Origin of the sequence: Streptomyces sp. NPDC051104 (assembly GCF_040682835.1) — a bacterium.
GTDB classification, from domain to species: domain Bacteria; phylum Actinomycetota; class Actinomycetes; order Streptomycetales; family Streptomycetaceae; genus Streptomyces; species Streptomyces cynarae.
In genome coordinates, this window is the sequence record NZ_JBFBBS010000043.1 from 38,863 (window position 1) to 50,425 (window position 11,563).

Annotated in this window: 14 protein-coding genes; 9 read left to right on the forward strand and 5 right to left on the reverse strand. The window is 72.2% G+C overall.

The window, feature by feature from the left end; translation table 11 throughout:
- Nucleotides 1-60 precede the first annotated feature (60 nt).
- Complete coding sequence (locus AB0N14_RS33885; RefSeq protein ID WP_366029535.1) at nucleotides 61-294, forward strand: hypothetical protein; 234 nt, start codon at nucleotides 61-63, stop codon at nucleotides 292-294.
- Nucleotides 295-406: 112 nt separating this feature from the next.
- On the opposite strand, the gene AB0N14_RS33890 is transcribed toward AB0N14_RS33885, so the two are convergent.
- From AB0N14_RS33890 to AB0N14_RS33900, 3 genes are all read right to left on the reverse strand, one after another.
- Nucleotides 407-1,375, reverse strand: coding sequence for an SDR family NAD(P)-dependent oxidoreductase (locus AB0N14_RS33890; protein WP_366029536.1), 969 nt, complete (start codon nucleotides 1,373-1,375; stop codon nucleotides 407-409).
- A 401-nt stretch (nucleotides 1,376-1,776) separates the two neighbouring features.
- A complete protein-coding gene (locus AB0N14_RS33895; RefSeq protein ID WP_366029537.1) occupies nucleotides 1,777-2,439 on the reverse strand; it encodes an HAD family hydrolase in 663 nt (220 codons plus the stop codon).
- An 18-nt stretch (nucleotides 2,440-2,457) separates the two neighbouring features.
- Nucleotides 2,458-3,519, reverse strand: coding sequence for a PHP domain-containing protein (locus AB0N14_RS33900; RefSeq protein ID WP_366029538.1), 1,062 nt, complete (start codon nucleotides 3,517-3,519; stop codon nucleotides 2,458-2,460).
- A gap of 97 nt (nucleotides 3,520-3,616) precedes the next feature.
- Between AB0N14_RS33900 and AB0N14_RS33905 the strand changes: the two genes are divergently transcribed.
- Nucleotides 3,617-3,853 (forward strand): hypothetical protein, encoded by a 237-nt coding sequence (locus AB0N14_RS33905; protein ID WP_366029539.1) that lies wholly within the window; start codon nucleotides 3,617-3,619, stop codon nucleotides 3,851-3,853.
- Between the two features lie 45 nt (nucleotides 3,854-3,898).
- On the opposite strand, the gene AB0N14_RS33910 is transcribed toward AB0N14_RS33905, so the two are convergent.
- Nucleotides 3,899-4,447, reverse strand: a complete 549-nt coding sequence (locus tag AB0N14_RS33910; RefSeq protein ID WP_366029540.1) for a VanZ family protein — start codon at nucleotides 4,445-4,447, stop codon at nucleotides 3,899-3,901.
- Between the two features lie 254 nt (nucleotides 4,448-4,701).
- Between AB0N14_RS33910 and AB0N14_RS33915 the strand changes: the two genes are divergently transcribed.
- From AB0N14_RS33915 to AB0N14_RS33940, 6 genes are read left to right on the forward strand one after another with little or no spacing between them, the layout of a single operon-like run.
- A complete protein-coding gene (locus AB0N14_RS33915; RefSeq protein WP_366029541.1) occupies nucleotides 4,702-4,884 on the forward strand; it encodes a hypothetical protein in 183 nt (60 codons plus the stop codon).
- Nucleotides 4,881-5,330, forward strand: coding sequence for an MrpF/PhaF family protein (locus AB0N14_RS33920; RefSeq protein ID WP_200423065.1), 450 nt, complete (start codon nucleotides 4,881-4,883; stop codon nucleotides 5,328-5,330). The genes AB0N14_RS33915 and AB0N14_RS33920 overlap by 4 nt, the downstream gene beginning before the upstream one ends.
- A complete protein-coding gene (locus AB0N14_RS33925) occupies nucleotides 5,323-5,586 on the forward strand; it encodes a hydrogenase subunit MbhD domain-containing protein (protein WP_366029542.1) in 264 nt (87 codons plus the stop codon). The genes AB0N14_RS33920 and AB0N14_RS33925 overlap by 8 nt, the downstream gene beginning before the upstream one ends.
- Nucleotides 5,583-6,326 (forward strand): MnhB domain-containing protein, encoded by a 744-nt coding sequence (locus AB0N14_RS33930; protein WP_366029544.1) that lies wholly within the window; start codon nucleotides 5,583-5,585, stop codon nucleotides 6,324-6,326. Before AB0N14_RS33925 ends, AB0N14_RS33930 begins: the two co-directional genes overlap by 4 nt.
- On the forward strand, nucleotides 6,323-6,670 hold the full coding sequence (locus tag AB0N14_RS33935) for a sodium:proton antiporter (RefSeq protein ID WP_366029545.1): 348 nt from the start codon (nucleotides 6,323-6,325) through the stop codon (nucleotides 6,668-6,670). The genes AB0N14_RS33930 and AB0N14_RS33935 overlap by 4 nt, the downstream gene beginning before the upstream one ends.
- Nucleotides 6,670-8,427 carry a complex I subunit 5 family protein gene (locus AB0N14_RS33940; protein ID WP_366029546.1) on the forward strand — a complete coding sequence of 586 codons (1,758 nt, stop codon included), beginning with the start codon at nucleotides 6,670-6,672 and terminating at the stop codon, nucleotides 8,425-8,427. The genes AB0N14_RS33935 and AB0N14_RS33940 overlap by 1 nt, the downstream gene beginning before the upstream one ends.
- A gap of 23 nt (nucleotides 8,428-8,450) precedes the next feature.
- Here AB0N14_RS33940 and AB0N14_RS33945 read toward each other — a convergent pair whose 3' ends face one another.
- Complete coding sequence (locus AB0N14_RS33945; protein WP_366029547.1) at nucleotides 8,451-9,131, reverse strand: DUF4230 domain-containing protein; 681 nt, start codon at nucleotides 9,129-9,131, stop codon at nucleotides 8,451-8,453.
- A gap of 198 nt (nucleotides 9,132-9,329) precedes the next feature.
- Here AB0N14_RS33945 and AB0N14_RS33950 point away from each other — a divergent pair, with 198 nt between their 5' ends.
- Nucleotides 9,330-11,438 carry a DUF1996 domain-containing protein gene (locus AB0N14_RS33950; protein ID WP_366029548.1) on the forward strand — a complete coding sequence of 703 codons (2,109 nt, stop codon included), beginning with the start codon at nucleotides 9,330-9,332 and terminating at the stop codon, nucleotides 11,436-11,438.
- Nucleotides 11,439-11,563 lie beyond the last annotated feature (125 nt).

An 11,563-nucleotide genomic window follows, 5' to 3' on the forward strand; every position in this document is an offset into this window, starting at 1 on the left:
GGGGCCCGCCGTGCCGGCAATGAGAGGGATGCCGGCAATGAGAGGAATGGAGTGATCGCCGTGACCGAGCACCGGCATGAGGGTCCCGGCGAGACCGTGGATCCGGTTCCGCGGGACCTGCCGGACCAGCAGGCCCACGAGGGCGAGGACCGGTGGGACGCCCGCCCCGCGCAGGGCGGCACCGATGCCCCTGATGTCCCCGACACGGACGAGGCGGGCACCGGCAGGCAAGGAGCCCCGCACACGGGTTCCGTCCACCCCGAGGGCCCCGTACCGGACGAGTCCCCAGGGTGACCGCCTCGTCCCCGATCTACCGGCTGCACCGCCGGCCCGGTGGAGTGCGAGGGCTCCACGGGCCGGCGGCGCGGTCAGGTCCGCGGACACCGAGCGGCCGAGCCACCCACTCTCAGGAGCCGGACGCGAACGCGTTGACGCCCGTCAGGTCTGCGGACACCTCCCACAGGCGCGCCGCCTGGTTCGCATCGATCGCCCAGTCCTTCACCCCGCTGCGGCCGCCGTCCGCCGGTGCGGGCTCGGCGATGTCGCAGTCCTCGCAATACAGCCCGCCCATGCCGTCCAGTCGGGGCGAGGTCGCCGCCCACACCTGGGTGGCCGCACCCTGCTCGGGTGTCTTGAAGGCGTCCGGGTCCACCAGGGCGCCGGTCTCGTCGATCCAGCCGCGCTCGACCATCTCCTCCTTGGCGAGGTGACGCTGGAGCGGGGTGAGGATCCCGCCGGGGTGAAGGGAGAAGGCGCGGACCCCGTCCTTGCGGCCCAGCCGGTCCAGATGCACGGCGAACAGGACGTTCGCGGTCTTCGCCTGGCCGTAAGCCTCCCACTTGTCGTACCCCTGCTTGAAGTGCGGGTCGTCCCAGCGGATCCCGGACCTGTGGTGGCCGGTCGACGACACGGACACCACTCGCGCCCCGCCCGGTGCGATCGCCGGCCACAACCGGTTCACGAGCGCGTAGTGGCCGAGGTGGTTCGTGGCGAACTGCGCCTCCCAGCCGGGTCCCACCCGTGTCTCCGGGGTGGCCATGATCCCGGCGTTGTTGATCATGATGTCGATGGACCGGCCCGACGCGAGGAACCGCTCGGCGAACCCGCGCACGCTTTGAAGGTCACCGAGGTCGAGCTCGTCCACCTCCACCCGGTCGAGCCCCGCCAGAGCCTCCTGAGCCACGTTCCGGCGCCGCGCCGGGACCACCACCCGGGCACCCGCATTGACGAGCGCCCGCGTCGTCTTCAGGCCGAGCCCGGAGTAGCCGCCCGTCACCACCGCGAGCTTGCCGCTGAGGTCGATTCCACGAAGTACGTCGTCGGCCGTGCTCTTGGCGTCGAAACCCGACCCGATCCTGTGCTGTGCAGTGCTCATGCGAGGACGCTACGAATTGGAGCGCGCTCGAAGTCAAGCCGGGGCCGTCCGGGGCCACCAGGACGTATGGCGTGGGGTGTGCGGCCCGGGTGGCGGGCGTCAGGCCGCGCGCCAAACCGGGGCGTGTGCGGGCAAGGAAAAGCCCCGACCGGACGGGGGAATGCCGGTCGGGGCAGTCTGTGGTGGGCGCGCACGGCGGTCGCCTCTCGGCGAAAGGCTCCACAGGGCTTCAGCCGAACGATCGTCCCTGCGGGCGGAAGGTGAGGCCCGGGGACGCCCGGGGACACTGTCCCGTGCGCTCCCACGGCTTGTTCAACGGGAAACTACCGGTCGGTGTTCCGGAAAATCCAGCCGCCCGAGGTGATCTGCATCACTGTGCGACGCGGCGCGGTCCCGCACGTCTACGTATCCGCGGCCAGCGGACTGTCCCCCAGCATGGCCAGCAGATGCGCCGGATCCCGGTAGATCGCGCGCGCCCCGGCCTCCTGGAGATCCGCGCTGGGAATGCCCCCGGACAACAGGCCGACGCACGTCACTCCGGCCCGTGTCCCCGCCCGCATGTCCCATACCGTGTCGCCGACGAACACCGCCTGCTCGGGCGGCACGCCGGCCAGCTCCAGGGCATGCTCCACGGGCTCCGGCGCGGGCTTGCCCGCCTCCACGTCGTCCGCGCTCGCCGTCGCCGCGATCGCGTCGTCCGCCCCGATCGCCCGCCTCAGCGCCGACAGCTCGCGCCCGCTCGCCGAGGTGGCGAGCACGACGTTCCAGCCGTCGTGGTCGAGCCGGCGCAGCAGCCGTCCGGCGTCCTTGAGCGGCGGCAGGCGGTCGAAGTACGTGCCGTACAGGGTCGTGTGCGCGGCCACCAGCATGTCGACCTCGTCCCGGTCCCGCCCGCCCAGCAGATGGGCGATCAGGTCCTTGGAGCCGAGTCCCACCGCCCGGTGGATGGCGTGCATCGGCACCTGGTGACCCGCCTGCCGGAACGCCTCCCACCACGTCGTGACATGCAGATGATTCGTGTCGACGAGGGTTCCGTCCACGTCGAACACGGCCGCCCGTCCCATGCTCAGTCCTCTCCTCCCTCAGGTACCGGGCCGGGTACCACGCGCCGCGCCGGCCACACGCGCGGGAACCCGCCGCTCACGGGTCCAGGCCAGCAACTCCTCGGCGGTCCAGGTCGTGACCACACGGTCCGCGGGCACCTGGCACTCCTCGGCCCGGGCGCAGCCGTTGATCTGCCAGTCCAGTTGCCCGGGCGCGTGGGCGTCGGTGTCGATCGCGAACAGCACCCCCGCCTCGACCGCCCGGCGCAGCAGTCGCCGCGGCGGGTCCAGCCGCTCGGGCCGGCTGTTGATCTCCACGGCCGTACCGGACTCGGCGCACGCGGCGAACACCGCGTCCGCGTCGAACTCCGACTCCGGGCGGCCGCGCCCGGTGATCAGCCTTCCGGTGCAGTGGCCGAGCACGTCGGCCAGCGGATTGCGGACGGCCGCGATCATGCGGCGGGTCATCGAGCGCGCGTCCATGCGCAGCTTGGAGTGCACCGACACGACCACGACGTCGAGCCGGTCCAGCAGTTCCGGGTCCTGGTCCAGTGAGCCGTCCTCGAGGATGTCGCACTCGATGCCGGTCAGCAGCTGGAAGGGCGCCCACTCCTCGTTGAGCGCGGCGACCACGTCCAACTGCTCGCGCAGTCGCTCCGCGGACAGCCCGCGGGCGACGGTGAGCCTGGGGGAGTGGTCGGTGAGCGCCGCCCAATCGTGTCCGAGCAGCGCAGCCGTGCGGCCCATCTCCTCGATCGGGCTGCCGCCGTCCGACCAGTCCGAGTGCAGATGGCAGTCGCCGCGCAACAGTGCCCGCAGCCGCTCACCGCCCTGCTTCGGCGCGGTTCCGCCCTCCTGCTCCAGCTTCTCCAGGTAGCCGGGGATCTGCCCGGCCACCGCCTCCCGCACCACCTGGGCGGTGGTGGGACCGATGCCCTTGAGCGACTCCAGGGTCCCGGCGGCCGCACGCTCGGCGACCTCGTCCCCGGGCAGAGCGGCCACCACGGCGGCCGCGGTGCGGAAGGCCCGTACGCGGTAGGTAGGGGCCTGGGCCCGCTCCAGCAGGAACGCGATCCGGTCCAGCGCTGTGACGGGGTCCATCGGCACCTCCCTCCTCAAGCGTTGCCCAGCCGGGTGCGGCCCGCACGACGGGCGCGTCCGGCCGCCCCGGAGCGCGGACCGCTCTACCCTCGATTGCATGACCGAAATCGCGAGTCCCCACATCTCCCGTCCGCGGGTCGTGGTGCTCGGGGTCCAGCCGGGCGACCCGCCGTTCAGGATCGTGGAGGTCGACGGCGAGGTGGTCGGCGCGGCGCGCTCGCTCACCGACGTGCTGGCGCTTGCCGCGGAGGCGGGCGTCCTGGTCCACGACTGCGACGACCCGGACCTGGTCCGCTGGGTGGGCGGCGGCAAGTTCCACTGGACGCCGCGCTAGCCGGTACGAGTAGCTGGTGCGACGACTCGGCGCGAAACCGTTGCCTCAGGCCTTGCGCGGCTTGCGCCGCTTGCGCGCGTGCACGGCCCGCCCCAGCCGGCGCCCCACCAGCAGATGGCCGAGCAGCGCGCCCGCGGTGTTGAGGATGACGTCGTCGATGTCGAAGGCCCGCCCCGTGACGACCGCGCCCTGCACCAGTTCGACCAGCAGCATCACGCACGCGGTGATGAAGCCCACGCGCAGGATGCCCCGCGCCCCGGGCGCCAGTACCGGCAGCAGGATCCCGAACGGAACACCGAGCAGTACGTTCCCGCCGATCTGCCGCACGGCGTCGCGCGCCCCGGGCTGGCCCAGATAGGCGTGCAGGGAGCGCCCCGGATGCAGATTGCTGTGGACCAGCGCCCGCGACGCGGGCGACGGCTCCAGCGTCAGCCGGGCCAGCGCGGCGGCGAACGCCACCATCGCCACGAAGGCCAGGGCCATGGCCAGCAACCGCAGCGGAAGCGGCAGCGGCCGCCGTTCCCGCTCAGGGGCCCTCCGTGCCCGGCGGAGACCGGACCTGGCGGCCAGTGCGCGCAACGCCGGATGTGCCATCGCGTCCTCCCGGTGTCAACTTCCCTCCAAGCGAAGCTGGTTACCCGCTGTCGCGACATCGAAGCCCGGAGATGCGCAAGCCGGGACAGCCGTTCACCACTGATGACCCTGAGGCATACCGCCGTCGGTTTCCCCGCCCGTACGCGGGGCACTCCGAGCAGCAGCCACTCGCGCGCGCCGCCACCCCCCACGGCCCGCGCGGTGCTTGGATGACATTCCGGACATTCCACGGCGACGGTGGACGGAGGCGGTGCATGAACGCGCGTACGACATTCCGGGCCGCCCTCGAGATCGTCCTCTGGTGGGGCGGGCTCACCGTGCTCTGGATCGTTCTCATCAGCTCCGTCGACACCCTGGAGTGGGCCGTCGGCACGTCGGCCGCACTCGTGGGCGCCGTCGCGGCACGCGCCGCACGACGGGCGGTGGGCGCCCGGTGAACGGCTGGACGCTCACGGCCACGATCGCACTCGGCGCGGGCGTCGGCGCCACGGTGTGGGGTGTCTCGACCGGACCGCTGCGCCGCCGGGTCGTCGCCCAGAACCTGTCCAGCGCGGTCGCCTGCCCCGGACTGCTGCTGCTGTCCCAGGGGTTCGGGCGCACGTCGTACGTCGACCTCGCCCTCCTGCTGGCCCTGCTGGGGCCGGTCGGCACCCTCGTCTTCGCCCGGCTGCTCGCCGACGAACTGGCCGAGGACCCGCCGCAGGCCTGGGGCATCACCCTCGCCGTCGCGGGATACGGGGCCGTGGTGGTGCTGGTGCTGTGCGCTGTCACCGGACCCGGGCGGGCGATGGTCAAGCTGCTGGTCGTCGGGGCACTGCTGATCAGCGGCAACCTCATCGCCTCCCGGGCGCTCGCGGGCGGATTCGGGAGCCACCGTGGATGACCCGCTGATCGTCGTCGCCCTGCTGCTCGTCGCCGCCTCGGCGACCGCGGCCGTCGCCACCCGCGACCCCGCCCGCCAGGCCCTCGTCCTCGCCCTGCTCGGCCTGTGTCTGGCCGTGCTGTTCACGGTGGTGCAGGCCCCCGACGTGGGCCTGTCGCAGCTCGCGGTGGGGTCCGCGGTCACCCCGCTGCTGATCATGCTCTCGGTGCGCAAGGTCAGGAGGAAACCCAAGGACGGGAAGGGGGAGGAGCGATGACGCGGCGCGTCCGGGTGGTCGTGCTGGCTCTCGGCGGCGCCTGCCTCGCGGCCCTCCTCGTCGCCGCCTGCCTCGGCCTGCCCTCCTTCGGCGGCTCCCGGCACCCTTACGGAGACCGGGCCGTCCACGCGTCCCTGTCCCGGCAGACCGCCAACACCATCGCCTCCGTCAACTTCGACCTGCGCGCCTTCGACACGCTCGGCGAGATGAGCATCCTGTTCGCGTCCGTCCTCGGCACGGTCGTCCTGCTCCGCCAGACCCGCGACGAGAAGCGTGCCACGCCGGAACCGGAGGCGGTCGCGCCACCCGTCCGCCGTTACACGCTGATCGTGCTGCCCGTCGCCGTCCTCACCGGCCTGTACGTCATCGCGCACGGCCAACTCAGCCCCGGCGGCGGGTTCCAGGGCGGAGTCGTCGCCGCGACCGGCCTGCACCTGCTCTACCTCGGCGCCGACTACCGCGCCCTGGAACGCATCCGGCCGATCGACGTGTACGAGATCGGCGACGCGCTCTCCGCCTCCGGCTACCTCGTCATGGGGCTCGCGGGCGTACTCGCAGGCACGGCGTTCCTCGCCAACACGCTCCTGCCGTACGGCACGTTCAACACGCTGTCGTCCGGCGGCACCGTGCCGGTGCTGAACGCCGCCATCGGTATGGAGGTGACCTGCGCGATCGTCGTCCTGCTCGCACGCTTCCTGGACCAGGCCGTCGAAATCGAGGAGGAGGACGGGAACCGATGAGCGTACTGCCGTACCTCGTGGCCGTCTGGATCTTTCTGACCGGCTGCTACGGCCTCGCGACCAGCCGCAACCTGATCCACGCGGTCGGCTGCCTCGCCGTCTGCCAGTCCGCCACCTACGTCCTGCTGCTCGCCGTCGGCTACCGCGACGGCGGCACCGCGCCCGTCTTCTCCGACCTCAAGCCCGGCTCACGGCCCGTCGTGGACCCGGTCGTACAGGCGCTCACCCTCACCGACATCGTCGTCGGCGCCACCGTCACCGCCCTGCTGCTCGCCCTCGTCATGCAGGTCGTCAAGCGCCACGGCACCGTCGACCCCGACGAACTGCGGGAGTTGCGCGGCTGATGAACCACCTCCTGCCGCTGCTCGTCGCCGTTCCGCTGCTCGGTGCCGGAGCGCTGGCCGCCTGCGGACGCCGGCTGCCCCGCGTCGTCGCCGAGAGCGCCGGGTGCGCCCTGTCGGCCGGCACCGCCGGACTGGCGGTCTGGCTGCTCCTCAACTCCTCGCAGCCGCTGACCGAATGGGTCGGTGCCTGGACACCCGTGGGCGGCGAGAGCGTCGGCATCGTCCTCGTCGGGGACGGCCCCGGGCTCGGGATGGCCGCTCTCGCCTCCGTGCTGACGCTGGCCGCCCTCGTGTACTCCTGGCGCTACTTCGAGGAGCCGCCCCGTGGGCACGCCGGTTCCTTCCCCGCCCTCATGCTGCTGTTCCAGGGCGGTATGTGCGGCTTCGCGATCACCGGCGACCTGTTCAACGCGTTCGTGTTCTTCGAGTTGATGGGCACCGCGGCCTACGCCCTGACCGGCTACCGGGTCGAGGAGGCCAAGGCCGTCCAGGGCGGCCTGACCTTCGGCATCGTCAACTCCCTCGGTGCCTACGCCATGCTCATGGGCATCGGACTGCTCTACGCGCGCACCGGCGAACTCGCCATGACCAAGCTGGGACGCGGGCTCGACGCCCACGGTGGACCCGACGCGCTGACCCTCGCCGCCTTCGTCCTCGTCCTGACGGGGCTGCTGGTCAAGGCCGCCGCGGTGCCGTTCCACTTCTGGCTGCCCGACGCGCACGCCGTCGCACCCACTCCGGTGTGCATGCTGCTGTCCGGCGTCATGGTCGAACTCGGCCTGTACGGGGTCTGGCGCGTCTGCACCACCGTCTTCTCGGGGCCCGGCGGGATTCCGGCGGCCGACCTGGAGCGGGCCCTGGTCGTCCTCGGCATCCTGACCGGCGTCGTCGGCGCCCTCATGTGCTGGCAGCAACGGCACATCAAACGGCTCCTCGCGTGCTCGACCATCGCCCACATGGGGCTGTTCCTCGTCGGTGTCGGCACGCTCGTGCCGGAGGCGGACGACGGGGTCGCCCTGTACATCCTGGGCCACGCCGGAGCCAAGGCCGCGCTGTTCGCCTGCACCGGCCTCCTGCTCGACCGGTTCGGCTGCGTCGACGAGGCGGCGCTGCACGGCAGCGGCCGTCCGCTGCGCGGCGTCGCGGTGATGTTCGTGCTCGGCGGACTCGCGCTCGCCGGACTGCCCCCGTTCGGCACCTCCCTCGGCAAGGCGGTCCTCGAGGAGGCGGGCGGGCCGCTGACCGTGCTCTACGTCGTCGTGTCCGCGGTGACGGGCGGCGCGGTCCTGCGGGTCGCGGCGCGCGTCTTCTACGGGCTCGGGCCTCAGCCGCAGGTCGATTCGTCGTACGAGACCACCGGCACCGGAGAGGAACCCGAGACCCGGCACCGGCTGCGTCGCATCCCGGACACCATGACGGCCGTGCCCGCCGTGCTGCTCGCCGCGTCGCTCGCGGTGGGCGTCGTCCCCGGCTTCGCGCAGACGGTGGCGCGCTCCGTGAACGAGGCCGGCTCGGGCGGTGCGGCCGTCTCGGTCCACTGGACCGCGTCCGGCGTCCTGCTGGGGCTCGCCTCCACGGTCCTCGCCCTCGCCCTGGCCGCACTCGCCGTCACCCGCCCCGGACTGCTCGCCCTCCGGGCGTGGACGCTGCCCCTGCGCCGGCTGCAGTCCGGGCACATCGGGGACTACGTGGCATGGGTCCTGGCGGGCGCGGCCCTGCTCGGGGTGCTCGCCCTGCCGGCCGTCCTGACCGGCTGAGAGCCCCGAACAGAGGGCGGGGCTCAGGTGCCGTAGGAGACCTTCACCTCCTTGAAGCCGAGGGACTTCAGCAGCCCGTCGAGCATGCTGGTGGTGTTCGTCTCGGCGCGGCCGGTCAGTTCGCTCTCCTTCGCGGCCTCGGCGATGTGCTGGACGGCCAGTTCCTGCACGGCCTGCTCACTGCCCGGGTTGTCCGAGAAGAAGTCGCCGATGCGGTCGAGCAGGCCGCGCTGTTTGGAGACGGCGTACGAGCGATCGGGGTCGAGCGCGGGCTTGCCCAGGGCGGCGTGGGGGAGCCGGATGGTGGCGGACGTGCGGTCGCCGTTGACCTCGACGTCCTGCTCGCCGACCTTGCCGAGGTCGACGTAGGCGTCGACGGTGCCCGCGCCGACGTACAGGGTGCGGGTGCCGCGGATCGCCGAGGGCAGGAACCTGGAGTCCTTCTCCAGGTCCACGACCACCTGGAAGTTGCCTGAGGCGGCCTGGTAACGGCTCATGTCCTGGATGGACTTCAGCAGTACGGGTCCGGACCGGTCGTGCGTGTCCGTGCCGAACAGGTCACGCAGCCCGGGCAACACGCTCAGCCGCAACCCGGCGAAGAACACCGCGAGCAGGGCGACGAGCGCGACGACGGCCTTGCCCCAGCCGGGCATCCGCCGCCTCGCGGCCACCGATGAGGGTGCCTGCTTCGTGGACGTCGTCATCTCGACAGTCCTCCCTTCTGACAAGCGGTTGCCCGCCAGGTGCCTTGCTCGAACGCGGTGTTGGGGAGCTGGGGAAGCGGAGGGCGTGGCCATGAGGTCACTGTGAATCTCCGGTGCGGTTGAACACGGGCGGGTTCCGCCACGTACATGGAGGGAGGCTTTCATGCCGAGCCGGTCAAGACCTGTAGGAGCACTGCCTTGAGACGCAATTCGCGTAGACGTCCAACGGGCGTACGGCGCGCGACCTTTGCAGCGGTCGCGCTGATATTGGGCGGAGGAGGGCTGGTAGCGGCGAACGTCTACGCCTCGGCGACCGAGGGCGGCTGGGGCGGCTCGGAACAGGGCGGCGGCGACCGGGTCCTTGCGGCCGGAACCGTCACGATCGACTGCCCGGACGTCGGCCAGAAGCTGACCGACGTGCCGGGCGTGGCGAAGCCGCAGGTGGACACGGATCTGGCGACCCTGGACCAGCAGATCACCGAGGCCTACGACCGGCTGGCGTCGACGCGCCAGGCCCAGGCGGGCGACACGAGCTACGTCCAGAACTCCATCCTCGGCCCGCTCAAGGACCGGCGCGCCGCGGTGATCGACCGGATCAAGACCGACTACCAGCGGGCGGGAGGCACCGCCCCCGGCGCGATCGACGGCATGGCAGCGTGCACGGGGATACCGGCCGACCAGGCGCAGCCCTCAGCCGGTGGCCAGAGCGACAACGGACAGCAGAGCAACGGCGGCGACGCTCAGAACAGCGGCGGGCAGCAGAGCGGCAACGGTCAGAACAACGGCGGGCAGCAGGGCGACGGCGGTCGGACGGGCACGAGCGGGCCCGTCGCCTCCGACTTCGTGGACATCCGGACCGTGCAGCCGAACGTCGTCGAGCCCGGCCGGCAGGCCGGCGGCTCCACCGGTTCGTTCGAGACCAAGTGCGGTGTCAACGAGAACAAGAACCACAACACCGACAACGTGATCGTGGCGCCCGGCGTGAAGAACGGCGCCCACCACCTGCACGACTACGTCGGCAACCAGTCGAACGACGCCTTCGCCACCAACGACACCTTCGCAGCGGCGCAGACCAGCTGCCAGAACCAGCAGGACAAGTCGTCGTACTACTGGCCGGTGCTCCGTGTGCAGGACGGCACCCAGGACTTCGACCAGAACGCCGACGGCGGCGGCAAGGAAGGCAACGTCGGCCGGATCCTGGTGGCCCGGCAGGCCGAGATCAGGTTCGCCGGCAGCCCGACGAGCAAGGTCGTGGCCATGCCTCGGTTCCTGCGGATCATCACCGGTGACGCCAAGGCCTTCACCAACGGCCCCAAGAACGCCAACGCGCACTGGAGCTGCACCGGCTTCGAGGACAAGGTGCAGCTGACGGACAAGTACCCGATCTGCCCGCAGGGCAGCGAGGTGGTGCGGTCGTTCGCCTTCCAGAGCTGCTGGGACGGCCAGAACATCGACAGCGCCAACCACCGTACGCATGTGGCCTTCGCCGACGGGAGCGGCACCTGCCCGAACGGCTTCCAGGCGATCCCGCAGCTGACGATGCGTCTGGTGTACGACGTGCCGCAGCCGGTCGTCGAGAACGGCCAGGTGAGGAACGCCTACGCGGTGGACGGTTTCCCCGAGCAGTTGCACAAGCCGATCACCGACCACGACGACTTCATCAACGTCATGACCGACGAGCTGATGAACCAGGTGGTCGACTGCGTCAACACCGGCAAGCGGTGCGGTGGCGACGCCGGCGACCAGCCGCAGAACACGCCGTCACCGTCCGCCGACGCCCCCTCCGGCGGCGGCAACGCCGGGTCCGGCTCGACCACCGCGCCCGGCGGCGGGACGGGATCCGCCCCGGCCGCCACACCCGGTGGCGGCGCCGGAGACGGCTCTGCCACCCCCGGCCCGCAGTCGGCGCAGCCCTCGACGGCCGCACCGGCCACCATGGCGCCGGCCGGGGGCGCGGGTGACGGCCGCGGCGGGGCGACGCCCGGGGTCCCCGCGACCCCGGGCGCAGCGGGCGGCGGCGCGGTCGCCGAGCCGCGCAGCGCCTCGGAAGGGCACCACACCGGCGCGGCCACGCCTCCCGCCGAGACCTCGCCCGCCATCGGGGAGGCGACCTCCGCCGCTCCGTCCGCCGTCTCCTCCACGGCGCAGGCCGTTGCTCCCTCCACCGCGCCGGGGACCGCGCCTCAGTCGGTCGGGGGTGGCGGTCTCGCGGAGACCGGTGCCCACCTGTGGCCGGCCGCGGCCGGAGCGGTCCTGGTGATCGCGGGTCTGGTGGTGCTGCGCCGGAACGCACGCAGGTCCTTCTGACACGCGTTCGTGCCACAGGGACGAGCGGCGGGGGCCGGGCGGCGGGGGGGGGGGGCCGCCCCCAGCCCTTTAACCCCCGCCCCCCACGGCGACACGGGGTACGGCGGCGACACCCACGCCCCCGA

What these genes read in the sequence shown, in the direction of transcription:
- AB0N14_RS33915 (WP_366029541.1), top strand. Translation starts at nt 4,702, where the DNA reads ATGAACGCGCGTACGACATTCCGGGCCGCCCTCGAGATCGTCCTCTGG.
- AB0N14_RS33910 (WP_366029540.1), bottom strand. Translation starts at nt 4,447, where the DNA reads ATGGCACATCCGGCGTTGCGCGCACTGGCCGCCAGGTCCGGTCTCCGC.
- AB0N14_RS33945 (WP_366029547.1), bottom strand. Translation starts at nt 9,131, where the DNA reads ATGACGACGTCCACGAAGCAGGCACCCTCATCGGTGGCCGCGAGGCGG.
- AB0N14_RS33895 (WP_366029537.1), bottom strand. Translation starts at nt 2,439, where the DNA reads ATGGGACGGGCGGCCGTGTTCGACGTGGACGGAACCCTCGTCGACACG.
- AB0N14_RS33930 (WP_366029544.1), top strand. Translation starts at nt 5,583, where the DNA reads ATGACGCGGCGCGTCCGGGTGGTCGTGCTGGCTCTCGGCGGCGCCTGC.
- AB0N14_RS33900 (WP_366029538.1), bottom strand. Translation starts at nt 3,519, where the DNA reads ATGGACCCCGTCACAGCGCTGGACCGGATCGCGTTCCTGCTGGAGCGG.
- AB0N14_RS33890 (WP_366029536.1), bottom strand. Translation starts at nt 1,375, where the DNA reads ATGAGCACTGCACAGCACAGGATCGGGTCGGGTTTCGACGCCAAGAGC.
- AB0N14_RS33905 (WP_366029539.1), top strand. Translation starts at nt 3,617, where the DNA reads ATGACCGAAATCGCGAGTCCCCACATCTCCCGTCCGCGGGTCGTGGTG.
- AB0N14_RS33940 (WP_366029546.1), top strand. Translation starts at nt 6,670, where the DNA reads ATGAACCACCTCCTGCCGCTGCTCGTCGCCGTTCCGCTGCTCGGTGCC.
- AB0N14_RS33935 (WP_366029545.1), top strand. Translation starts at nt 6,323, where the DNA reads ATGAGCGTACTGCCGTACCTCGTGGCCGTCTGGATCTTTCTGACCGGC.